General features: G+C 72.4%; 24 protein-coding genes. 14 read left to right on the forward strand and 10 right to left on the reverse strand.

Annotated features, from left to right (window positions below):
* Positions 1 to 217 precede the first annotated feature (217 nt).
* Positions 218 to 700: a CarD family transcriptional regulator gene (locus MMF93_RS15165; RefSeq protein WP_016472332.1), complete on the reverse strand. Its 483-nt coding sequence runs from the start codon at positions 698 to 700 to the stop codon at positions 218 to 220.
* Between the two features lie 684 nt (positions 701 to 1,384).
* Between MMF93_RS15165 and MMF93_RS15170 the strand changes: the two genes are divergently transcribed.
* Entirely contained in the window at positions 1,385 to 2,095 is a 711-nt protein-coding gene (locus tag MMF93_RS15170) for a copper chaperone PCu(A)C domain-containing protein (RefSeq protein ID WP_242751816.1), read from the forward strand.
* Between the two features lie 101 nt (positions 2,096 to 2,196).
* On the opposite strand, the gene phoP is transcribed toward MMF93_RS15170, so the two are convergent.
* Complete coding sequence (gene phoP, locus MMF93_RS15175; protein ID WP_479685630.1) at positions 2,197 to 2,868, reverse strand: two-component system response regulator PhoP; 672 nt, start codon at positions 2,866 to 2,868, stop codon at positions 2,197 to 2,199.
* 5 nt (positions 2,869 to 2,873) lie between these two features.
* Entirely contained in the window at positions 2,874 to 4,181 is a 1,308-nt protein-coding gene (gene phoR / locus MMF93_RS15180) for a two-component system sensor histidine kinase PhoR (protein ID WP_242751818.1), read from the reverse strand.
* Positions 4,182 to 4,402: 221 nt separating this feature from the next.
* Between phoR and phoU the strand changes: the two genes are divergently transcribed.
* The 4 genes from phoU to MMF93_RS15200 all read left to right on the forward strand — a co-directional run bounded on the left by phoU (position 4,403) and on the right by MMF93_RS15200 (position 6,313).
* Positions 4,403 to 5,197 (forward strand): phosphate signaling complex protein PhoU, encoded by a 795-nt coding sequence (gene phoU, locus MMF93_RS15185; protein ID WP_242751820.1) that lies wholly within the window; start codon positions 4,403 to 4,405, stop codon positions 5,195 to 5,197.
* Between the two features lie 169 nt (positions 5,198 to 5,366).
* Entirely contained in the window at positions 5,367 to 5,531 is a 165-nt protein-coding gene (locus tag MMF93_RS15190) for a hypothetical protein (RefSeq protein ID WP_242751822.1), read from the forward strand.
* Between the two features lie 186 nt (positions 5,532 to 5,717).
* Positions 5,718 to 5,915, forward strand: a complete 198-nt coding sequence (locus MMF93_RS15195; RefSeq protein ID WP_114024327.1) for a hypothetical protein — start codon at positions 5,718 to 5,720, stop codon at positions 5,913 to 5,915.
* A 26-nt stretch (positions 5,916 to 5,941) separates the two neighbouring features.
* Positions 5,942 to 6,313 carry a type II toxin-antitoxin system death-on-curing family toxin gene (locus MMF93_RS15200; protein WP_341483329.1) on the forward strand — a complete coding sequence of 124 codons (372 nt, stop codon included), beginning with the start codon at positions 5,942 to 5,944 and terminating at the stop codon, positions 6,311 to 6,313.
* Positions 6,314 to 6,423: 110 nt separating this feature from the next.
* On the opposite strand, the gene MMF93_RS15205 is transcribed toward MMF93_RS15200, so the two are convergent.
* Complete coding sequence (locus MMF93_RS15205) at positions 6,424 to 7,185, reverse strand: phosphoglyceromutase (RefSeq protein ID WP_114024329.1); 762 nt, start codon at positions 7,183 to 7,185, stop codon at positions 6,424 to 6,426.
* Between the two features lie 127 nt (positions 7,186 to 7,312).
* Between MMF93_RS15205 and MMF93_RS15210 the strand changes: the two genes are divergently transcribed.
* Positions 7,313 to 8,779, forward strand: a complete 1,467-nt coding sequence (locus MMF93_RS15210) for an MFS transporter (protein WP_242751824.1) — start codon at positions 7,313 to 7,315, stop codon at positions 8,777 to 8,779.
* Here the strand turns inward: MMF93_RS15210 and MMF93_RS15215 are convergent.
* The 3 genes from MMF93_RS15215 to MMF93_RS15225 all read right to left on the reverse strand — a co-directional run bounded on the left by MMF93_RS15215 (position 8,741) and on the right by MMF93_RS15225 (position 12,871).
* On the reverse strand, positions 8,741 to 10,849 hold the full coding sequence (locus MMF93_RS15215; RefSeq protein WP_242751826.1) for a helix-turn-helix domain-containing protein: 2,109 nt from the start codon (positions 10,847 to 10,849) through the stop codon (positions 8,741 to 8,743). The genes MMF93_RS15210 and MMF93_RS15215 overlap by 39 nt on opposite strands.
* A 10-nt stretch (positions 10,850 to 10,859) precedes the next feature.
* Complete coding sequence (locus MMF93_RS15220; RefSeq protein ID WP_242751828.1) at positions 10,860 to 11,777, reverse strand: 3-hydroxybutyrate dehydrogenase; 918 nt, start codon at positions 11,775 to 11,777, stop codon at positions 10,860 to 10,862.
* A 95-nt stretch (positions 11,778 to 11,872) separates the two neighbouring features.
* Positions 11,873 to 12,871, reverse strand: a complete 999-nt coding sequence (locus MMF93_RS15225; protein WP_242751830.1) for an alpha/beta fold hydrolase — start codon at positions 12,869 to 12,871, stop codon at positions 11,873 to 11,875.
* Positions 12,872 to 13,049: 178 nt separating this feature from the next.
* On the opposite strand from MMF93_RS15225, the gene MMF93_RS15230 reads away from it, so the two are divergent.
* The gene (locus MMF93_RS15230) at positions 13,050 to 14,108 is read left to right on the forward strand and encodes an extracellular catalytic domain type 1 short-chain-length polyhydroxyalkanoate depolymerase (RefSeq protein WP_242751832.1); all 1,059 of its coding nucleotides are present in this window, start codon (positions 13,050 to 13,052) and stop codon (positions 14,106 to 14,108) included.
* A 157-nt stretch (positions 14,109 to 14,265) separates the two neighbouring features.
* Positions 14,266 to 15,615 (forward strand): MDR family MFS transporter, encoded by a 1,350-nt coding sequence (locus MMF93_RS15235; protein WP_242751834.1) that lies wholly within the window; start codon positions 14,266 to 14,268, stop codon positions 15,613 to 15,615.
* A 104-nt stretch (positions 15,616 to 15,719) separates the two neighbouring features.
* Here the strand turns inward: MMF93_RS15235 and MMF93_RS15240 are convergent, their stop codons facing one another.
* Positions 15,720 to 15,923 (reverse strand): hypothetical protein, encoded by a 204-nt coding sequence (locus tag MMF93_RS15240; protein ID WP_242751836.1) that lies wholly within the window; start codon positions 15,921 to 15,923, stop codon positions 15,720 to 15,722.
* An 82-nt stretch (positions 15,924 to 16,005) separates the two neighbouring features.
* Between MMF93_RS15240 and MMF93_RS15245 the strand changes: the two genes are divergently transcribed.
* The 6 genes from MMF93_RS15245 to MMF93_RS15270 all read left to right on the forward strand — a co-directional run bounded on the left by MMF93_RS15245 (position 16,006) and on the right by MMF93_RS15270 (position 20,067).
* The gene (locus MMF93_RS15245) at positions 16,006 to 16,431 is read left to right on the forward strand and encodes a phage holin family protein (protein WP_242757584.1); all 426 of its coding nucleotides are present in this window, start codon (positions 16,006 to 16,008) and stop codon (positions 16,429 to 16,431) included.
* Positions 16,428 to 16,766, forward strand: a complete 339-nt coding sequence (locus MMF93_RS15250) for a DUF3618 domain-containing protein (protein WP_242751838.1) — start codon at positions 16,428 to 16,430, stop codon at positions 16,764 to 16,766. The genes MMF93_RS15245 and MMF93_RS15250 overlap by 4 nt, the downstream gene beginning before the upstream one ends.
* Position 16,767: 1 nt before the next feature.
* Positions 16,768 to 17,034, forward strand: a complete 267-nt coding sequence (locus tag MMF93_RS15255; RefSeq protein WP_242751840.1) for a DUF4235 domain-containing protein — start codon at positions 16,768 to 16,770, stop codon at positions 17,032 to 17,034.
* Positions 17,035 to 17,825: 791 nt separating this feature from the next.
* A complete protein-coding gene (locus MMF93_RS15260) occupies positions 17,826 to 18,341 on the forward strand; it encodes a hypothetical protein (protein ID WP_242751842.1) in 516 nt (171 codons plus the stop codon).
* A 17-nt stretch (positions 18,342 to 18,358) separates the two neighbouring features.
* A complete protein-coding gene (locus tag MMF93_RS15265; RefSeq protein WP_242751844.1) occupies positions 18,359 to 19,612 on the forward strand; it encodes a DUF6973 domain-containing protein in 1,254 nt (417 codons plus the stop codon).
* The gene (locus MMF93_RS15270; RefSeq protein WP_242751846.1) at positions 19,609 to 20,067 is read left to right on the forward strand and encodes a hypothetical protein; all 459 of its coding nucleotides are present in this window, start codon (positions 19,609 to 19,611) and stop codon (positions 20,065 to 20,067) included. The genes MMF93_RS15265 and MMF93_RS15270 overlap by 4 nt, the downstream gene beginning before the upstream one ends.
* 15 nt (positions 20,068 to 20,082) lie before the next feature.
* Here MMF93_RS15270 and MMF93_RS15275 read toward each other — a convergent pair whose 3' ends face one another.
* Both MMF93_RS15275 and mshA read right to left on the reverse strand, forming a co-directional pair.
* Positions 20,083 to 20,586 carry a type III secretion system chaperone family protein gene (locus MMF93_RS15275; RefSeq protein ID WP_242751848.1) on the reverse strand — a complete coding sequence of 168 codons (504 nt, stop codon included), beginning with the start codon at positions 20,584 to 20,586 and terminating at the stop codon, positions 20,083 to 20,085.
* Positions 20,579 to 21,949 carry a D-inositol-3-phosphate glycosyltransferase gene (gene mshA / locus MMF93_RS15280; RefSeq protein ID WP_242751850.1) on the reverse strand — a complete coding sequence of 457 codons (1,371 nt, stop codon included), beginning with the start codon at positions 21,947 to 21,949 and terminating at the stop codon, positions 20,579 to 20,581. The genes MMF93_RS15275 and mshA overlap by 8 nt, the downstream gene beginning before the upstream one ends.
* Positions 21,950 to 22,093: the final 144 nt, after the last annotated feature.

The raw sequence follows: 22,093 nt of genomic DNA on the forward strand, positions 1-22,093 counted from the left end.
GCCGTCCTTCGGACGGTGTGGGTTCTGTCGCCCCATATCACCACATATGCCGCGGCGCCCGGCGACGACTGAGGTCATCCGGGCACCGCGGCATTGTGGAACTGCGGACAGTCGCCTGCGCACAGTCGTTGCAGCACGTCAACCGTTGGAGCGTTCCGTCCGGCGGGACCGTACGTCCCTCCGGTGGGACAGTCCGTGGGTCGGGACGGTCCGTGGATCAGGAAGCGAGAACCTCGTCGAGAAGCGCCTCGGCCTTGTCCTCGTTCGTGTTCTCCGCCAGGGCGAGCTCGCTCACCAGGATCTGGCGGGCCTTGGCCAGCATCCGCTTCTCACCTGCGGAGAGGCCGCGCTCGCGCTCCCGGCGCCACAGGTCGCGTACCACCTCGGCCACCTTGATCACATCGCCGGACGCGAGCTTCTCGAGATTCGCCTTGTAGCGGCGGGACCAGTTGGTCGGCTCCTCGGCATACGGCGCGCGGAGCACCTCGAAGACCCTGTCCAGCCCGTCCGAACCGACGACGTCACGTACACCCACGAACTCCGCATTGTCCGCCGGCACGCGCACCGTCAAATCGCCCTGCGCAACCTTCAGAACCAAGTAGGTCTTGTCCACGCCTTTGATCTGGCGAGTTTCGATAGCCTCGATCAGCGCGGCCCCGTGATGGGGATAGACCACGGTGTCGCCAACCTTGAACGTCATGTGTCAGGTACCCCTTCCGTGGCTATCCAGGGTAACACGGCAACGACGTCTTCTGAATGGCGTTTTCGCAGGTCAGGGCATATCTCGGGGCTTGACAAGCGGCCCTCTATCGTGCTGCGGACGGTCAATGCAAGCGGGTATTCGCAGGTGGGAGCGGTTCTGCGCACCTTCGCAAACGAGGACGATCGACCTCCGCGAGAGACTCACGACACGTCCACAGTGACCGATTTGTCCGACTGTAGGGAGCGGCCTCTTCGTACGGTCTTCCGGCTTTCCCAAGAATTGATCAATGGCGGTGTAAGAACCTGTTGATCAATTCTTCATCAACCTTCCGCATTCCCCGGAATCCCCCGCACGGAGCCCACCCGAACACCGTCGCGCCCTGGTGGGGAGCTCGCCACGGCTATCGGCCGGCTATTCGGACCCCGGGCGGGCACCGGGCGGACCCCGGGCGGGCGCCAGGCGGCACCGAACGGGCGACGGTCCCGTGCGGCTGTCCCGTGGGGCGGTGGTCGGTGGCGGTCGGTGGTGGGTGGGTCGGAGGGTCGGGTGCGGGGCCTCCCCGGGCTGTCGGTAACCTGAGCGCGCACGCCAAGCCCATCCGTACGCGACCGGCAACGCTCCGGAGCCTCCCGTGCTCAGCAGCGTGCCGCCGCCCTGGCCCGCCAAGGAGTTGCCGCCGCCGTGAGCAGCAGCCTTCGTCGCGGCACCCTCGCCGCCACCACCCTCGCGCTCGCCGCTATCTCGCTGACCGCCTGTGGCGCGGGGAACGACGCGCAGACGCTGGAGATCAAGCCCGACAACGCGGCGACGCACGTCGGGACCATCAAGATCCAGAACGCCAACGTCGTGACCGGCACGCACGGCACCGGCGAAGCGACCGTCACGGCGCGGATCTTCAACGACGGCACCAAGGACCAGACCCTCAAGGGTGTCTCGGTCAGCGGTACCCGCGCCGAGCTCAGCCCGGCCAAGGGCGAGAGGAAACTGGTCGTCCCGGCCGGGGGCTCGCTGGAGCTCGGCGGCAAGGGCGAGGCCTCGGCGCTGCTCACCGACGCGAAGCGGGCGGGCGTCAGGGACGGCAACGCCCAGCAGGTCACCTTCGATCTCAGCAGCACCGGCGCGGTCAAGCTGAAGGCCGCGGTCTTCCCCGCCAAGGGCGCCTACAAGACGGTGGGCCCGAGCGCGTCGCCGTCCAGCCAGGGCCCGAAGCCGGGTTCCTCGGCCTCGTCCTCAAAGACCGCCGGTCCCGGTGACAAGCCGGGCGAGGGCGGAGAGGGCCAGGAGGGCGGGACCGGCTCCGGACAGCAGCAGGAGCAGGGCCGGCAGGGCGAGCAGGGCGGTCAGGGACAGCCTTCGGACTCCGCCTCGTCGCCCGCGGACGCCACCGAGTAGGGCGGCGCGCACGCCGGGCACCGAGCCGCGCCCCGACGCCGACGCGACGGGAGGCCGCGCCCCTGGTGGGGTGCGGCCTCCCGTCGCGTCACGGGGCCCGTTTACGGCTCGAACTTGTAGCCGAGTCCGCGCACCGTCACCAGGTAGCGCGGGGCGCCCGGGTCCGGTTCGATCTTGGCTCTGAGCCGCTTGACGTGGACGTCTAGGGTCTTGGTGTCCCCGACGTAGTCGGCGCCCCAGACCCGGTCGATCAGCTGCATCCTGGTCAGCACCCGGCCCGCGTTGCGCAGCAGCATCTCCAGCAGGTCGAACTCCTTGAGCGGAAGATCCACCTTGCCGCCGCCGACCGTCACCACGTGCCGGTCCACGTCCATCCGGACAGGACCGGCCTCCAGGGCCGCGGGGGTGACCTCCTCCGGCTCACCGCGGCGGCGCAGCACCGCGCGGACGCGGGCGACCAGCTCGCGGGAGGAGAACGGCTTGGTGACGTAGTCGTCCGCGCCTATCTCCAGACCGACGACCTTGTCGATCTCGCTGTCCTTGGCCGTCACCATGATCACGGGGACGTTGGAGCGGCCGCGCAGCTGGCGGCAGACCTCGGTGCCGGGCAGTCCTGGCAGCATCAGATCGAGCAGCACCAGATCGGCGCCGTTGCGTTCGAACTCGTCCAGCCCCTCCGGGCCCGTGGCCGCGATCGCGACCTCGAAGCCTTCCTTACGGAGCATGTACGACAGTGCGTCGCTGAACGATTCCTCGTCCTCGACGACGAGCACTCGGGTCACGGGAGGACCTCCGGGGCGGAAAGTTGTTCATCAGCCTGGTCGACATACGGCCGCTCCTCCTCGTCGAAGGCGGCCGGTTCCTGCAATGCGCCGGAGAGGCGGTTCCGGCCCAGCCGGTCGGCCTTCTCCAGCGCGGCCTGCTCCCGCCCACTGCCCGCCTCGGGCAGCCGCAGGGTGAAGGTGGAGCCCTGGCCCTCGGCGCTCCACACCGTGACCTCCCCGCCGTGCGAGGCGGCCACGTGTTTGACGATGGACAGGCCGAGCCCGGTGCCGCCGGTGGCACGGGACCTGGCCGGATCGACGCGGTAGAAGCGTTCGAAGATCCGCTCCTTGTCGCGCTCCGAGATCCCGATGCCCTGGTCGGTGACGGCGATCTCGATGAGGTCCTCCCCGCCCTCCTGGGTGCGGCGGCCCGCGACCTTGACGCGGGTGCGGGCCGGCGAGTAGTTGACGGCGTTCTCGACGAGGTTGCCGAGCGCGGCGGCGAGCTGCCCCCTGTTCCCCCACACGTGCAGGCCTTCGGCGCCTCCGGCCAGCAGCGTGATCTGCTTGCCCTCGGCGCTGTGCCGGCTGCGCTCGATCGCCTCGGTCACCAGTTCGTCGACGCGGACCGATTCGGAGTCCTCCAACGGGTCGTCGTTCTGCACCCGCGAGAGGTCGATCAGCTCCTGGACCAGGTTCGTCAGCCGCGTGGCCTCGTTCTGCATGCGCCCGGCGAAGCGCTGCACCGCCTCCGGCTCTTCGGAGGCGTCCAGCACCGCCTCCGAGAGGAGCGAGAGCGCCCCCACCGGGGTCTTGAGCTCGTGGCTGACGTTCGCCACGAAGTCGCGCCGCACCGCCTCGATCCTGCGGGCCTCCGTCAGGTCCTCCACCAGCAGGAGCACCAGCCGGGAGCCGAGCGGAGCGACCCGCGCGGAGACCGCCAGGGCATCACCCCTTCCGGTACCGCGCCGGGGCAGGTCCAGCTCGACCTGGCGTATCTCACCGTCCCGCCGGGTGTCCCGCGCCATCTGGAGCATCGGCTCGATACCGAGCCTGCCGCCGCGCACCAGGCCCAGCGCGTAGGCGGCCGAGCTGGCCTTGACGACGGCGTCGCTCTCGTCCAGCACGACGGCCGAGGAGCGCAGCACCGACAGAACCGTGTCGACGCCCGGGGGAAGCCCGGGGCCGGTGTGCAGCGAGGAGGAGGTACGGGTCGGGCGGGCCTGCTCCCGCTCGCTCCAGCGGAACGCCAGCATCGCGATCACGCCGGTGCACACACCGGCGATCGCTGCTGCCGCGGCGACCGCCGCATTCACGTCCATACAGCCAGGTTATGCGCCCCGCCGAACACACCCCCAGCCCAGGAGGGGCAGCCCGCAACAGCTGTCGCCCAGTGTTTACCCGCACGGCGCCTCTGGTTCACCGTGGAGGGCCGAACCGGTCGCATTTCGGGCGCACCGTGTAAGCGTGGGGGCCACCGTGAGGCCCCCGGGGGCACCGGTACCCGGGCCTCCGGTCGAAACAGTGCGAGGGAAGGACAGCCATGCGGGACGCGTACCACGAGGAGCTGGACTCGATCGGGGACAGCCTGGTCGAGATGGCCAGGCTCGTCGGCTCCGCGATCGGGCGCGCCACCACGGCGATGCTGGACGCGGACCTCAAGCTCGCCGAGAGCGTCATCGCCGCCGACGAGAAGGTCGACGACCTCCAGCGCGACCTGGAGACCCGGGCGATACAGCTGCTGGCCCGGCAGCAGCCGGTCGCCACCGACCTGCGGATCGTCGTCACCTCGCTGCGGATGAGCGCCGACCTGGAGCGCTCGGGGGACCTGGCCCAGCACGTGGCCAAGGTCGCCCGGCTGCGCTATCCGGAGTCCGCCGTGCCGCAGGACCTCCAGGCGACGCTGCTGGAGATGGGCCAGCTCGCCCAGCGGCTGATGGCCAAGGCCGCCGAGGTCCTCATCACCAAGGACGTCGACCTGGCCCTGCAGCTGGAGCAAGACGACGACGCGATGGACCTGCTGCACCGCACCCTCTTCCAGCACCTGATGGACGACCGCTGGAGGCACGGCATCGAGACCGCCGTGGACGTCACGCTGCTGGGCCGCTACTACGAGCGGTTCGCCGACCACGCGGTGTCGGTCGCGCGCCGCGTCGTCTACCTGGTGACGGGGGACTACGCCGACGAGATCGACCCGGCACTGGCCGCGGCGACGGGCGCCGCGGCAGGTTCCGCCGCGGCGGGCAGTGCGGTGAAGGGTGGTGCCGCGGCGGGTGGTGCCGCAGCCGGTGGTGCCGCGGCGGACAGCGGTGCGGCGGGTTCGGGTGAGGGCCGGTGAGGCGCTGAGCGGGGGTCCGGCGGTCGGCCGAGAGCCTGGGTGGCCGGGGGTCGGCCACGGTCCGGGGGGGGTGGGTGTGCACCCGCGCGCCCTTGATGCGCCCATGGCAGTGGGGCGTGCAATGGGCGGTGTCATGCCCGTCCATGACTGCCCTGCTGAGGAGGGAAAGATGGCTGACTCCCCGAAGCCGCTCCACACCCCGGCCGAACGGCCGCAGACCGCCCCACGGGAAGTGCGGGAGCTGCCCCTGCTGGGGGCGTGCGGATGCGGTGCCGGCTGCGGATGCGGTTGCCAGTCCGGCGGCGCCTGCTCGTGCGGCGGCTCCTGCGGCTGACCGCACCGCACACCCGCCGGCCCGGACGCGCGTGTGCGCGAGACCCCCACGGGATACGGGGCGGGGCCCTGACCGGTTCGACAGGTCAGGGCCCCGCCCTGACCGACCGCGCGGGCCGTCGAGGGCTCCGGGACGGCCTGGTAGCCTGGTACCAGAACGGGTACCTAAGGCGAGAAGGGAGGCCTCATGCCTGCTTTGAACGTGACGTTCAGCGAAGAAGAAATGGCTCAAGTCCGCGAGGCTGCGTCCCAGGAGGGCACCAGCGTGAAGTCTCTCGCGCACGACACTGTTCTCGCTGAACTGCGCCGTCGGAAGGTGCGTGCCGCCGCTCTGCGCACGGCGAGGATTTCCGCCGGCCTCAACAAGCGTCTGGCCACCAAGTAGCCCGGAGTTCCCACATCACCGAGTATCTGGATGAAGAGGACGTCCTCTCCATCGCTGAAATCACGCTCGGTAGTCGACCGGGAATTCGGGACTGGGGGCTTTTGTCCTCTGCCGTACAGCGGCCCCGCTCCAGCGCCTTCGGTCAAGACGCGTATCCCGGTCTGTTCGAGAAGGCTGCTGCTCTTCTGCACTCTGTTGCCAGCAACCACAGCCTGATCGATGGCAACAAGCGCACTGGATGGGCGACGGCCATCGTCTTCCTGGACCTCAACGGGTACGAGCTTGCCGAGCCGCTGGACGAGGACAAGGCGGAAGCCTTCGTTCTCAAGGTTTCTCAGAGTCGGCTTGAGATCGGCGAGATCGCCGAGAACCTGGCGTCCTTCGTGAAGCCCTCGTAGGTGACGCGCCGGCGCTGGCGCAGTCAGCACCATGGCCAGGGCTCCCACAGGCACAACCACGGCCCCCACTCGCGGCGACTCCGCAGGCGGGGGCCGTGGTCGCGTCTGCGTTACTTCTTCTTGCCCTGGTTCTTGACGGCTTCGATGGCGGCCTTGGCGGCGTCCGGGTCGAGGTAGGTGCCGCCCGGGTTGACGGGGTGGAAGTCGGCGTCCAGGTCGTAGGAGAGCGGGATGCCGGTGGGGATGTTGAGGCCTGAGATGTCCTCGTCGGAGATGCCGTCCAGGTGCTTGACCAGGGCGCGCAGCGAGTTGCCGTGGGCGGCGACCAGGACGGTCTTGCCGGCCATCAGGTCGGGGATGATGCCGTCGAACCAGTACGGCAGCATCCGCTGGACGACGTCCTTGAGGCACTCGGTGCGGGGCCGCAGCTCGCTGGGGACGCCCGCGTAGCGGGGGTCGTCGCTCTGCGAGAACTCGGCGCCGTCCTCCAGCGGGGGCGGCGGCACGTCGTAGGAACGGCGCCAGAGCATGAACTGCTCCTCGCCGAACTCGTCGCGGACCTGCGCCTTGTCCTTGCCCTGGAGCGCACCGTAGTGGCGCTCGTTGAGCCGCCAGGAGCGGCGGACGGGGATCCACAGGCGGTCCGCGGACTCCAGCGCGAGCTGCGCGGTGCGGATGGCGCGCTTCTGCACGGAGGTGTGCAGTACGTCGGGGAGCAGGCCGGCGTCGCTGAGCAGCTCGCCGCCGCGGACCGCCTCCTTCTCGCCCTTCTCGGTGAGGTTGACGTCCACCCAGCCGGTGAACAGGTTCTTGGCGTTCCACTCGCTCTCGCCGTGGCGGAGCAGAATCAGCTTGTACGGTGCGTCGGCCATACCCGGAAGCCTACGCGCCGGCCGGTCGGCGGGGAGCGAGGGTGGGTGCGGGCCTCACCGTCGGGCGGCGAAGTGTGGGGTGCGGCCACATGGGGAGCGGTGGCCGGTTTCCCTAGCGTGCGGCGGCATGGTTCCCCCTTCTTCGTCCCCCTCGGCGTCCTCGGACGCCGCGCCGCCCGCCGCCCGTTCGCTGCGGCGGATCGTCGCGGCGAGCCTCGTCGGCACCACGATCGAGTGGTACGACTTCTTCCTCTACGGTTCGGCCGCCGCGCTGGTCTTCAACACGCTGTTCTTCCCGGACTCCGATCCGCTGGTCGGCACGTTGCTCTCCTTCCTCACCTACGCGGTCGGCTTCGCGGCCCGCCCGGTCGGCGCCCTGGTCTTCGGTCACTACGGGGACCGGATCGGCCGCAAGAAGCTGCTGGTCATCAGTCTGCTGATGATGGGCGGCGCGACGTTCGCCATCGGGCTGCTGCCCACGCACGCCACGGTCGGCTCGTTCGCGCCCGTGCTGCTGACGACGCTGCGCCTGGTGCAGGGGTTCGCGCTGGGCGGCGAGTGGGGCGGAGCGGTGCTGCTGGTGTCCGAGCACGGGGACGCCAGGCGGCGCGGCTTTTGGGCCTCGTGGCCGCAGACGGGCGCACCGGCAGGACAGCTGCTGGCGACCGGTGTGCTGGCGGTGCTCACCGCGCTGCTGACCGACAGCGCGTTCGAGAGCTGGGGCTGGCGGGTGCCGTTCCTGCTGTCCGGGGTGCTGGTGGTGGTCGGGCTGTGGGTCCGCCTCGCGGTGGACGAGTCACCCGTCTTCAAGGAGGCCAGGGCCCGCGCCGAGGCCCGCAAACAGCAGGCCGACGCCGCGGACGAGGAGCTGCCGCTGCTCGCCGTGCTGCGGCACCACTGGCGTGACGTGCTGGTCGCGATGGGCGCCCGCATGGCGGAGAACATCAGCTTCTACGTGCTGACCGCCTTCATCCTCGTCTACCTCACCGACCACCTCGGCCTGTCGCAGCAGACAGGACTGAACGCCGTGCTGCTCGCCTCCGCCGTCCACTTCTGCGTCATCCCGCTGTGGGGCGGCCTCTCCGACCGGGTGGGCCGCCGGCCCGTCTACCTGCTGGGCGCGCTCGGCGTCGGCGCCTGGATCTTCCCGTTCTTCGCGCTGCTCGACACCGGGAAATTCCCCCTGATCGCCCTCGCCGTCACGGTCGGCCTGGTGCTGCACGGGGCGATGTACGCGCCGCAGGCGGCGTTCTTCTCCGAACTGTTCGCGACCCGGATGCGGTACTCGGGCGCCTCCATCGGGGCGCAGTTCTCCTCGGTGGCGGCCGGAGCGCCCGCGCCGATGATCGCGACCGCGCTGCTGGCCGCGTTCGACGGCTCCGCGATGGTGTCCCTGTACGTGATCGCGGCCGCGCTGCTGACCGTCGTCGCCCTGGCGTGCGCGGACGAGACACGCCACCGCGATCTGAACGAGGTGGGCGAGCCGGACGGTGCCGCGCGCCCGGGTGCGGCCGCCCGCGCCCCTGGGGGCGCGGGCGAGACGGCGCCCCCTCCCTCAGCCGCCGACGGCTCCCGCCAGCCGGTGGAGCCGTAGCGCCAGCTGCACCTCCAGCGTGCGGTGCGGCGCCTGCCAGTCGTCGCCCAGCAGCCGGGCCACCCGCTCCAGCCGCTGGGCGACGGTGTTGACGTGGACGTGCAGCACGTCCTTGGCGCGGACGGGGCTCATGCCGCACGAGAAGTACGCGTCCATGGTGGCGACCAGGCCGGTGCCGCGCTGCGCGTCGTAGTCGAGAACCGGCCCCAGGGTGCGGCGGACGAAGCCGGTGACGTCCCGGGTGTCCGTCAGCAGCAGCCCGAGGAAACCGAGGTCCGAGGCGGCCGCGCCCTCACCGCGCCGGCCGAGCAGGCTGAGCGCGTCCAGGCAGCGCCGGGCCTCCGGATAGGCGGCGGCGACCGAGCCCGGTCGGTCGGCGGGTGCGGGTACGGGCGCGGAGGCGCCGGCCGTGACCGGTCCGCCCACGGCCCGGCCCAGCTCGGCGGCGACCTGCCGTGCGATACGGGAGACGGCCTCGCCGTCTCCCGCACCGGCCGCACCCCCTGCGGGCGTGGCGCCCCCCGCGGGCGCTGCGGCTCCGGTGCGCCCCGCCCCGGCGGGTGGGGCAGGGCGGGTGGGCGGGCCGGGGAGGTCGTTGCCGTCGTCCCGGTGGTCGGCGTGGGGCTGGCGGTCGGCGTGGGGCTGGCGGTCGGAGGCCGGTGACGGGGGGAGGGGGAGCAGGAGGACGGGGCCGCCGTCGCGGGTGGCGGCCAGGCCGTGCCGGGTGGCGGCGAGGTGTCCGGCAGCCGACCACAGGCGCTGCCTGTCCCCCTCGCCCTCGTCGGGGACGAGGGGGCCGCGTCCGGTCGGGGGGTCGAGGCGCACGGCGAGCACCGTGTGGGGGACGTCCAGGTCGGCGCCCACCCGGGCGGCACGGTCGCGCAGCAGGTGGGGGTCGCGGTGTGCGGCGTCCAGCAGGTCGTCGAGGAGCTCGCCGCGCACCCGCTGCTCGGCCTCGCCCGCGGACCGGCGCGCGAGCTGGAGCAGCGAGGTGACCATCGCGGCGCGCTCCAGAGTGCGCTGGTCGACGGGCGCGAGCTCGGGGTGGCCGTGCAGCAGCAGCGCGCCGAGTGGTTCGCCGCCCGCGGTGACGGCGGCCACCCAGGTGTCGTCCTGGCGTACGGCGTGCCCGTCGCGGCGGGAGCGCGCGACAGCGGCTTCCCAGGCGGCCGGACCGCCGCTGTCCGCGAACTCGACGGCGCCGCCGAGCACTTCGGCCAGCGCCCGGGTCACATCCGAAACGCCGCCGCCGCGCAGGACGAGTTCGGTGAGGCGGTCGTGGACGTCGGAGGCGCGGCGGATGGTCGCGTTGACGGCGCGGAGTCCGGCCAGGGCCTGCGTGGTCTCGGTCAGCAGCCGGGTGTTGTCGAGGGCGACGGCGGCGTGCGCGGCGAACGAGCGCAGCAGCGCGATCTGTTCGGGCTCGAAGACGCGCTCGCGGCGGTCGGCCGCGTACAGCACGCCGATGACCTCACGGCCGCGCAGCAGCAGCGGCACCCCCAGGATGGCGACGAGGCCCTCTTCTCCGACGCCGCTGTCGATGGGGTGGGTGTGCTGGAAGCGGGCGTCGCGCGGGTAGTCCTGGGTGGCGTAGGGGCGGGCCGTCTGCGCCACGAGTCCGCCCAGCCCCTCGCCCATGCCGAGCCGCAGTTGCTGGAAGCGGGCCGAGACCGAGCCTTCGGTGACCCGCATGTAGGTGTCGCCGCGCTCGGGGTCGGTGAGCGTCATGTAGGCGACCTCGGTGGACAGCAGGCGGCGGGCGCGCTGCACGATCGCCTGGAGCACGTCGTCCACGTCGCGCAGCCCTGCCAGGTCGTGCACCGTCTCGAAGAGCGCGGTCAGTTCGGCCTCGCGCCGCCGCCTGCCCTCCAGCTCCGCGCGGATGCGCAGCGCGAGGTGCTTGCCGCGTGCGGCGGCGGAACCGCCGTGGTCCGGTGCCGCGTGCGCCGCGGGAGCGTCGTACGCCTCGGGCGGGGCGCCCCGGGTGAGGAGTTCGAGGTACCCGAGGCAGGCGTCGGCGTGGTCGTCGGGTCCGCCGTCGGCGGTTGACGGGTGGCTCGTGGGGCGCATGGGCACAGGGTCAGTGCGCGGTCCAGGCGCCGTCGAGGGGCAGGGAAGAACCCGTGAGGAAGGAGGCGGCCGGAGTGCACAGGTAGGCGACGGCCTCGGCGACCTCCTCCACCTCCAGCAGCCGCTTGAGCGCCGAGTCGGCGAGCAGGACGTCGGTGACGACGCGCTCGGGCGGAATGCCGTGCGCCTCCGCCTGGTCGGCGATCTGCCGCTCCACCAACGGGGTCCGCACGTAGGCGGGGTTGACGCAGTTGGAGGTCACCCCGTGCTCGGCTGCCTCCAGCGCCGTCGTCTTCGACAGCCCTTCGAGACCGTGCTTGGCCGCCACGTACGCCGACTTGTACGCCGAGGCGCGCAGCCCGTGGACGGAGGAGATGTGCACGATCCGGCCGAATCCCCGCGCGTACATGCCCGGCAGCGCGCCGCGCGTGGTGCGGAACGGGGCCTCCAGCATGAGAGTGAGCATCGTGCGGAACGCCTCGGGCGGGAACTGTTCGAGGGGCCGGACGAGTTGCGTGCCGGCCGCGTTGACGAGCACGTCGGCGCCGTCGGCCGCGCGTTCGGCGGCGTCCAGCCCGGCGTCCCGCGTCAGGTCGAGGGGGTGGACCTCGACGGCCTCGGCCGAGGGGCCGGCCGTCCGTGCCACCTCCTCGGCGAGTGCCGTGAGCCCCTCGGGGTCCACGTCCAGGGCCCGGATCCGGGCCCCGGCCGCCGCCAGCCGCAGGGCGCACGCCCGGCCGATACCGCCGGCCGCGCCCGTGACCAGGGCGGTACGGCCGGTCAGGTCGAGAATGACAGCACGGGAGGCGGCCTGCGGGGAGGCGGCCCGCGGGGGCTCGGCCTGCCGGGACTCGGCCTGCCGGGACTCGGCCTGCCGGGACTCGGCCTGCCGGGACTCGGCCTGCGGGGGCTCGGGCTGAGGCGTCATGGGCGCCAGCCTAGGCGCGGTCCCCGGCCGCACGGGTGTGACCCGCGCCCATACTTCGCGGGCCTCCTGTGTGCCGCGGGTACGCTCCCACCGCGTCAGGCCGCTGCCCGTCGGGTCACCTCCGCCGCCGCCTCGGCCACCGCCCGCGCCCCCTCGGCGGCCATCACGATCGAGTAGTGGTTGACGCCGTCGACGCGTCGCGACGCCACCCGTTCGGGGTGCAGTCCGAAGCCCGCCGGGTGCTCCGCCCCGTACAGCCCCCGCGGCTCGTCCAGCATTCCGCGCTCGGCCCACAGGAAGACGGCGGGCGGGCCGGGCTCGCGCAGCGCCGTGCGCAGCAGCGGCTCGACGAGCACGCCGCGCCCGTCGGCCCGTACGGCCTCCCGCACGCAACTGCTGCGCAGCTCGGGTTCGGTACCGACGAGGTCGCGGTCGACATACGCCCGCACGTCGTCGTTCCACAGCGGCCGGATGGCGGGGTGGCCGCGGAAGAACTCGGCGTAGCTGTCCCGGTCGGGGAAGGTCATCGACAGGCGCCGCATGGCCGGGCCGATGACGGCCTCGAGCTGCGCGTCGATGGCCCCCTCGTCCGCCGCGCCGGCTTCCCCGACTCCCCCGGCTTCCCCGGTTTCCCCGGCTCCGCTGTCTCCCCCGGCCGCGCCCGTACCCGGGAAGGGCGGCCCGCCGTCCACCAGCACCGTGCCGGCCACCCGGGAGGGGTGGCGGGTGGCGGCGAGCGCCGCGACGAAGCCGCCCATGGAGTGGCCGATCAGCACGGCGCGCCGCTGCCCGAGGTGGTCGAGCAGCGCCAGCACGTCGGCGACGTGCGCGGCGAGCCCGTAAGGACCGGGCAGGTCGGCGCTCGCGGCGCGTCCGCGCAGGTCGGGGGCGTAGAGCGAGGCACAGGGGAGGGCGGCGCCGAGGGCGTCGGCGACGGCGTCGAACGCTCGGCCGTTGGCGGTGATGCCGTGCAGCGCGATCAGCGCGGGGGTGTCGGCGGACGCGCTGCCGTCCGCCCCCGGCCAGTGGGTGAAGGCGAGTGCGCCGCCGCCGGGGGCGGGGGCGGTGCCGGTACGGGCCGTACGGATGCTCACGCGTACTCCTCCTGTCGGTACGGGCGGGGCCCGGCCCCCGCGTGCCGGGCAATGTGGGGACCCCACATCTGCCGCACAACGCCGGTGGCCGGCACGCACGTTCGCCCACCCGGGTTCGGCCCCTACCGTACGGAGCATCCCGCACCCCCGCTCCGACCCCACTCGGAAGGGCACCGCCATGCGATCCTCCCTGCGCTCACCCCTGCGCACCGCCTCCCTCCTGCTGGCCACCCTCGCCCTCGCCGCCGTGCACACGGGCACCGCCGTGAGTGCGGGCACCGACGCGCGCACGAGCACCGACGTACGCACGGGCGCCCACGTGCGCACGGACGCGGCGCCGGGCCGGGCGGCCGCCTCCCTCGAACCCGTCACCGACTTCGGATCCAATCCCGGTGCCCTGTCCATGTACCGCTACGTGCCCGAGGGGCTGGGCGCCGGGCGTCCCGTGGTCGTCGTCCTGCACGGCTGCACACAGGACGCGGCCACGTACTTCGACGGTGCGGGCTGGCAGCAGGCCGCCGACGCACAGGGGTTCGCCGTGGTCGCCCCGCAGCAGGAGACGGCCAACAACGGCAGCCGGTGCTTCAACTGGTTCCAGTCCTCGGACACCGCGCGGGACGGCGGAGAGGCGCTGTCCGTCCGGCAGATGGTGGAGCGCACGGTAGGGGACCTGGACGCGGACGCCTCCCGCGTCTACGTCACCGGGCTCTCGGCCGGGGGCGCCATGACGTCGGCGCTGCTGGCCGCCTACCCCGACGTGTTCGCCGGCGGCGCCGTCATCGGCGGTCTGCCGCACGGCTGTGCGACCTCGCTGCCCGGGGCGTTCACGTGCCAGAACCCCGGCGTCACCAAGTCCCCTGCCCAGTGGGGCGACCTCGTCCGCGCCGCCCACCCCGGCTACCAGGGGCGGCGGCCCACCGTCTCCGTCTGGCACGGAAGTGCCGACTACACCGTCGTACCGCGCAACGCCACCGAGTCCGTCAAGCAGTGGACGAACGTCCTCGGCGCCGACCAGACGGCCGACGCCACCCACGAACTGCCCGGATCCACCACGCAGTCGGACTACCGGGACGGCAGCGGCCAGGTCGTCGTGCGCGGCTACACCGTGAACGGAATGGGCCACGGCACACCCGTGAAGCCCGGTGAGGGATGCGGGCGGGCCGGCGCCTACTTCCTGGACACGCTCTGCTCGACGGCGTACATCACGCGCGACTGGGGGCTGGCCTCCGCCAGGTGACCCCCTTCCACGGCGTCGATTGACCGCTTCCGGTAATGCACTGGTCACCTCGCCACGCCTGTGAGTAACGTGCACTTCGCGCTGAGACGCTTACATCGGCGCGGAGCGTCGTCGCGGGCCGTCGCGTGAGGCGCGTGTGAGCCAGGGGGGAGCGGTCATGGGCGCGAAGGTGTCTTTCCGAGGTCTGAAACAAGCTGCCGCCGAGAGCGTCGGCGGACTGCCCCGCCAGTTCTGGTGGCTGTGGACCAGCACGCTCGTCAACCGGCTCGGCGCCTTCGTGGCGACCTTCCTCGCCCTCTACCTGACCGCCGAACGCGGCTTCTCCGCCTCGTACGCGGGACTCGTCGGCGCGCTCTACGGGCTCGGCGGTGTCCTCTCCTCCCTCGGCGCCGGTGTGCTCACCGACCGGCTGGGACGGCGGCCGACCATGCTGGCCGCCCAGGTCGCGACGGCCGCCTCCGTCGCCTCGCTCAGCCTGGTGACCCACCCCGTCGCGATCGCGGCCGTCGCCGGACTCGTCGGCATGGCCTCCAACGCCTCCCGCCCCGCCGTGCAGGCGATGATGGCCGACATCGTCGCCCCCGAGGACAGGGTGCGGGCGTTCAGCCTCAACTACTGGGCGATCAACCTGGGCTTCGCCGTCTCCTCCACCAGCGCGGGACTCATCGCCCAGTACAGCTACCACCTGCTGTTCCTCGGCGAGGCGGCGATGGTGCTGGTCACAGCCGTCGTCGTCTTCGCGAAACTGCCCGAGTCCCGGCCCGAAGCGCCGGCCGCCCCCGCGCACACCGCGGACGGGCGCGAGGCCGCCGCCGTCTCCCTGGCCACGGTGGTGCGGGACAAGCGCTTCATGGCCGTCGTCGCGCTCAACCTGCTGCTCGCCACCCTCATCCAGCAGGCCTTCGTCTCCCTGCCCATCTCCATGGGCGAACACGGCCTGACCAGCACCGACTTCGGCACCGTCATCGCCCTCAACGGCGTCCTCATCGTCGCGCTCCAGCTCCCCCTCACCCGCTTCATCGAGCACCGCGACCCCGCCAGGCTGCTGATCGTCTCGGCGCTGCTGACGGGGTACGGCTTCGGGCTGAACGCGTTCGCCGGGTCCGCGGCGTTCTACGCGGTGGCCGTCGCGGTGTGGACAGTCGGCGAAATGATCAACTCGCCCACCCAGATGGGCCTGGTCGTACGCCTCTCCCCCGCCCACGGACGAGGCCGCTACCAGGGCATGTACACGCTCTCCTGGTCCGTGGCCTCCCTGAGCGCCCCCCTGCTGGGCGGCACCGTCATCGACCACTTCGGCTCCGACACCCTGTGGGTGGCCAGCGCCGTCATCGGCACCCTCACCGCGGCCGGCTACGGGCTGCTGCTGCGCAGCCTGCGCGACGCCGGTCCCGCCGGCACGGAGCCGGCGGCCGCCGCCGACCCGGCAGCGGCCGAGCCGGGGACGGCCGAGCCGGGGACGGCCGAACCGGGGACGGCCGAACCGGGCACGGCACCCGTCGCATAGGGGCCTGTGCGGTGCACGTGAGGGCTCACGCAGGCCCGCCCAATCCCCGCATCATGGCCCCGCGCGCCACGCACCGGCCGCCGGCTCGTGACCACCTTGTCCGGTTACTCCCCGACCGGCACCGCGGAGGAGCGCGGCGAGGGGGCGGCGATCCGCCGCACGGCATGGGACGACGTGCGCGCGTGCTCGGCACGGGCGCCGAGCACGGCCGCATAGGCGGTCCCCACCTGGGTACGCCGGGGGACGGTGATGCCCGCGCTGGGCGCCGCTCGCACCCGGCCGAGCTGCGAAAGGCGGTTATGACCCATGAGTACGACCCTGAAGCCCCCGGCCGACCAGGACCTCCGTCAGGACGCCCGCCAGGACGTACGCCGCGAGGCCCCGCAGGACATGGCGCAGGACGTCCGCCAGGACGGCCACCGGAAGAGGACCTCCGAGGAATCCGTCGGTGAGCTGGTCAAACAGGCCTCCGCACAGATCTCCGACCTCGCCCGCCAGGAGATGCACCTCGCACAGGCGGAGATGCAGCAGAAGGGCAAACGCTTCGGCCTCGGTGGCGGCATGTTCGGCGGAGCGGCCCTGTTCGGCTTCGTCGCCCTGCTGGCCGGCACCGCCACCGGCATCGTCGCGCTGAACCTGGTCTGGCCCCTGTGGCTGGCCGCGCTCGTCGTGACCGGCGCCCTGCTGGTGCTGGCGGGCGTGCTCGCCCTCGTGGGCAAGCAGCAGATCAGCAAGGCCACCCCGGCCACGCCAGAACGGGCCGTCGAGAGCATGAAGGCCGACGTGACCGAGATCAAGGAAAGGTCGCACCGATGACCGGCAACTCCCACAGCCACGGCGCCAAACCGACCCCCGACGAGCTGCGCGCCCAGGTGGAGGAAACCCGCAGGGAACTCGGCGAGACCGTCGAGGCGCTGGCTGCCCGCGCCGACGTGCGTGCGCAGGCGCGGCAGAAGGCCACGCAGCTCAGGAGCCAGGCGACCGAGAAGGCCCACACGATGGGGGACAGGATCCAGCACCGGACACCCCAGCCGGTGCGGGACAAGGCCCACCACGCGGCCGAGATGACCCGCGCGGGCGGCGGAGCGCCGCTCGTCGCCGGCGTGGCCGTGCTCGCCGTGCTCCTCGCCGTCCGCAGCAGGAGGCACTGAGATGAACACGGCAAAGGTCGCCTACAAGCCGGTCGGCATGGCGCTCGGTGCTGCCAGCGGTGCCATGTCCGGCGCGCTGTTCAAACGGATCTGGAAGGTCACGGGCCACGACGAGGACGCCCCCGGCGCCACCGACCAGGATCGCGGCTGGCGGGAGATCCTCCTCGCCGCCGCCCTGCAGGGCGCCATCTTCGCCGCCGTGAAGGCAGCGGTGGACCGCAGTGGCGCCACCACCGTCCACCGCCTGACCGGCACCTGGCCCAGCTGAACCCTCTTGCTGAGCCCTCTTGCCTGACCAGGGCAAGAGGGCCGCTTCAAGCGGCTGTCCGCCGCCTCGTGCGCAGGCGGCGGACAGCCGTGTCAACCGGCTCCCTCAACGGGCCGGTCGCCGCCACGGCCCCGTCACACGGACACCGCACTCCGGTCCCGTCATACGGACACCGCGCTCCGGCCGGGGGCCGCCGCCCGCTGCCGTACGCCGGCCGGACGCCGGGCCCCGGAACAGTGCGCAGGGGTGCCAGCCGCGGGCGTCGGCTCGCTCGCGTGCCGGGGCCCGACCAGCGGCAGCCCTTGGTCGGGCCCCGCCTCGCCGCCCTCCGGCGCCCCGCTCTGCGCGAGGTACCTGCGCCACGAACCGATCCCCAGCACGACTCCCACGACGAGCGCGAGGGCGGAGAGCACGTCCCTCGCCGCGGCAACGGAACGACGGCCCCCACCGGGCCTTTCGCGCGCCTCGTCCGCGGCACCGCCGCCCCGACGGCCACGCCGACTCCGCTCCGCACCCTCGCTGCGAACCTCGCCCACTGCTCTCACCTGCCTCGTCACGGCTGCTCGCCGGCCGACCGTCGTCCCGCCCGCCTCCCGCGGGCCACGAGCCGTACCAGCCCGTCCGTCAGATGTGATGCGGCACCCGCCACAAAAGTTCACGGCTCTTCGCGCCTGTTTCGACGTGTTCGCCCGTCGGGGCCGAAGCAGCCGCCTGGGCACGGCAGATGACACCGCCGCCGCGCGGCCTATCATGGCGACTCGCGCCACGAACGGCGGAACTGAGGGACACGGGTGGAAACGTTCAAGGCAGAGTGGGACGCGCTGATAGCGCAGGGCCAGGCCCGGCGGGACGCGCACACGCGGCTCAACTCGGCCGCGCACACCGGCGGTGGCGGCACGGGGCCCGGTGGGGCCGACCGGCTGGCCACCGACCCCGCGGCGAAGAAGGCCGCGGCGAAGTACGTCGAGGAGCAGTTGCTGCCGCACCTGCGGGGCGCGGGCACGATGGGCGGTGAGCCGCCGCGGGACCCGGCGCCCGGAATGCTCGGCAGCGAACGTGCACAGCCCGGCGGCACGATGCAGCTGTGGCAGGCCTGGGAGGGTGTCGAGCACGTGCTGGGCGAGTGGAGCAAGCAGGTGCGCAACCTCGAACAGCGCTTGCAGGGGGAGCGGGACGCGCTGCGCGGTGCGAAGGTGCTCTTCCAGACGCGTGACGGGCTGGTGCGCAACGCCCTTCTCGCGGGCCAGGGTCCGCTGCTCACCGACCTGCCGGGCGGCCGGCCCACCGGCCTGCGGCCGCTTCAGTAGGCGGGCGGTCGCACGCGATGAGGCTCTCTTTCCGCGACATCATGTCCGCCGACCTGACCGAACTGGATGACGTCGCCGCCGCGTGGAAACGCATGAGCAAACGCTTCGGTGAGCTGCGTCGCGACTACGACACCCATGTGCGCGGCCACGTGACGCACAGCCAGTGGTCGGGGGTCGCGAAGGTGACGTTCGACGAGGTCGCCACGGTGTCCTCGGGCGAGTTCGGCAACGCCAAGAGCCAGGCCGAGGGCATCGCCACTCTGCTGACCGAGGCGTACGAGGACCTGGTGGCGCGGAAGAAGGCCCTCGGCAAGCGGGTGGCGGAGGCGGAGGACGACAAGATGAGCGTGGACGGCAGCGGCCGCGTCACGCTCGACACCACGAAGCTCAACGAGGGGGAGCGGCTGGCGAGGGGGCACGACCCCACGTTCGCGTCGGCCCTGGACGACAAGGTCGCGGACTGGCAGACGGCCGTCGAGGCGGCTGTCGAGGCCGTCAACGAGGCGGACGCCGCGATCAAGAAGGCGCTGATGGCCGCCGTCGCGCCGCCGGGCAGCCGCGCGGCGGGCATGAACGGCTTCAACCCCCGCAAGGTCGACTACACGCCCCCGGGGACGCGGGAGGACCTCGACCGCATCCTCAAGGACTACCAGGTGGGCCCCGACCCCGGCGGCATCGTCGGATACCCCCGCAACTGGATTCTGCGGGCCGCTCTCTTCAGCACGGTCACCGTGACGGAGACGGAGGCGGACATGCTCGACGAGCTGGGGCTGGCCGGCCTGCCCGCCTTCAACGGCATCAAGGAGAACGCGTTCGACACCGCCGACGCCCGGTTCTCCAGCGACGACCGGAACGACGACCACAACGACGCGTTCCGCCACTCCTACTGGAACGCGCTGATGACGAAGAAGTACGGCGCCGAGTGGACGGAGAAGTACACCCTCGCTCACGAGGCCCGCCCCGGGAACCCCGCCGAGCGGGAGGCGATGGACCTGTACAACAACGAGGTCGGCAGGCGGATCGCCCAGGCGCACCCCGACGCGTCCGAGGAGGAACTGGCCGACCTCGTCGAGAAGGCCGTACGGGGCGGTGACATGGTGGTCATACCCAAGGGCGGGGGCAGGCTGGCCTTCAGCGACCAGGTGGGCCCCGACGGGACGGGTGACCCGACGCTGGGAGCGCCCGAGGCCGAGAAGGACCAGGTCTCCGGTTACACGGACAGCGGCGGCTCGGGCAGTGGCGAGCGCAGTGGAGCGGGGAGCGGAAGTTGAGGCGGGGCGTGGTCGCCGCGGGTGCCGCGGTATTGCTGCTGTGTGCCGGGTGCGCGGATGCGGGGGAAAAGGTGAGCGAGTCGTACGAGTCCGCCGTCGGCAAGACCGGGGTGGCCTATGACGAGGGGTTGTCGAAGAAGCTGCGGAAGCTGAGCCGGGAGGGCGGCACCGCGAAGCTCGCGGATCTGACGGTCTTCAACTGGGAGAAGGTGCACGTCTTCTTCGAGGGGGCGACGGCCGAGGAGGTCGAGCGGGCGGTGGGCGAGCCGGTGCTCGACGGCAAGCGGTACTACGACGCGGGCAACCTGTTGGTGTTCGAGTACAACGGCAAGCTCTCCAGAGCCGTCTCGGTGATCCCGGACCTGTTGGCCATCGACGGCAGGCACACCTGGGGCCCCGGAGTGGTGCTCACGGCCCGCGCCCCCAGGTCCCTGCTGGCGCTGTCGGAGAAGTAGCCGACGGGCGACCTGCTACCGCTCCGGCTTCCGTGTCAGGTGCGTGAACGCGTCCAGGTTGCGGGTCGACTCGCCGCGCGCCGTACGCCACGCGTACTCCTTCTTGATGGCGGTGGCGAAGCCCATCTCCAGCAGCGTGTTGAACGAACCGTCCGCGTTCTCCAGGACGCTGCCGAGGAGGCGGTCGACCTCGTCGGGGGTGACGGAGGCCAGCGGCAGCCGTCCCGCGAGGTAGATGTCGCCGTGGCTGTCGACGGCGTAGGCGACGCCGTAGAGCCGGGTGTTGCGCTCCAGCAGCCACCGGTGGACCGCCGCGTGGTTCTCGTCGGGGTTGCGGACCACGAAGGCGTTGACCGACAGGGAGTGGGCGCCGACGGCCAGCGAGCAGGTGGTCTGGAGTTTGCGGGTGCCGGGGAGCGTGACGACGTAGGTGCCCTCCGCCGGACTCTCCCACTCCAGCTCGGCGTCCGTCAGCGTCCGCTCGATCGTCGCCCTGGCGGCGGCAGCAACCTCACCCATGCGGCGATCGTAGGCGACGGCGCCGTTCCTGCGACGCGGCGGCGTACACCTCGGCGGTCGCCTCGGCCGCCGCGCCCCAGCCGAAGTTCTGGGCATGGGCGGCCGCCGCGGCACCGAGCCTGTCGGTCAGCGCGGGGTCGTCGAGGAAGCGGCGCAGGGCCCGTGCGTAGCCGGCGGGCTCGTGCCCTTCGACGAGGAAACCGCTGTCGCCGTCCCGTACGACGACGGGCAGCCCGCCCACGGCGGCGGCCACCACGGGCGTGCCGCAGGCCTGCGCCTCGGCGGCGACGAGGCCGAAGGACTCGCTGTAGGACGGCATCACCAGCACGGACGCGGCCCGGTACCAGTCGGCGAGCTGCTCTTGGCCCACCGGCGGGCGGAAGTGCACCAGGTCGGCGATGCCGAGGCGGGCCGCCAGTTTCTGCAGCCCCTCGGGCTTGGCCAGGCCGCTGCCGCTGGGCCCGCCCACGACGGGGACGACCATGCGGCCGCGCAGCGACGGGTCCTCGTCCACCAGCAGGGCGGCGGCGCGCAGCAGCACGTCGGGGGCCTTGAGGGGCTGTATGCGTCCGGCGAACAGGGGGATGAAGGCGTCGGGAGGCAGCCCGAGGCGGGCCCGCGCCGCGCTGCGGGCGCCGGAGGGCCGGAAGCGGTCGAGGTTGACGCCGGGGTGGACGACGGCGGTCCGCTCCGCCGGCGCCTCGTAGTGGTGCATCAACTCGCCGGCCTCCTCCGCCGTGTTGGCGATGAGGCGGTCGGCGGCGCGCACGATCTGGGTCTCCCCGATGACGCGGGCGGCCGGCTCCGGGGTGTCGCCTGCGGCGAGGGCGGCGTTCTTGACCTTGGCCATGGTGTGCATGGCGTGCACCAGTGGCACGCCCCAGCGCTGCGCCGCCAGCCAGCCGACGTGCCCGGAGAGCCAGTAGTGGGAGTGCACCAGGTCGTAGTAGCCGGGCCGGTGCCCCGCCCACACCTGCATCACGCCGTGCGTGAAGGCGCACAGCTGCGCGGGCAGCTCCTCCTTGGACAGCCCCTCGTAGGGCCCCGCGTCGATGTGCCGGACGAGCACGCCTGGGACCAGCTCGACGGTGGGTTCGAGCGCGCCTGTCGTCGCCCGCGTGAAGATCTCCACCTCGGTGCCCTGCGCCGCCAGCTGCCGGGCGAGCTCCACGATGTAGACGTTCATGCCGCCCGCGTCGCCGGTGCCCGGCTGGTGCAGCGGGGAGGTGTGGACGCTGAGCATGGCCACCCTGCGGACACGGCGGGCGGCCCCGGACAACCTGAGCAGCGCGCTCCTGGACTGGTGCGTCCGGGACGGGTGACTGCCGCGCCGCTGACCGAGCCGGGACACGTAATGGCTCACGGTGCCGATGCCTCCTCCGGGTGCGGATGTGCTCACGGTGCGGAGCCGGGTGTCGCGGGCCCTCGACGGAGAACAGCGGAAAGGTTGCCTCCTCTTCCCACTTTGCCGAATCGTGACCGAAGGCGCCCGGCGCGGCCCCTCGTA

The sequence above is a fragment of the Streptomyces tubbatahanensis genome, from assembly GCF_022699385.1.
Lineage (GTDB): Bacteria > Actinomycetota > Actinomycetes > Streptomycetales > Streptomycetaceae > Streptomyces > Streptomyces diacarni.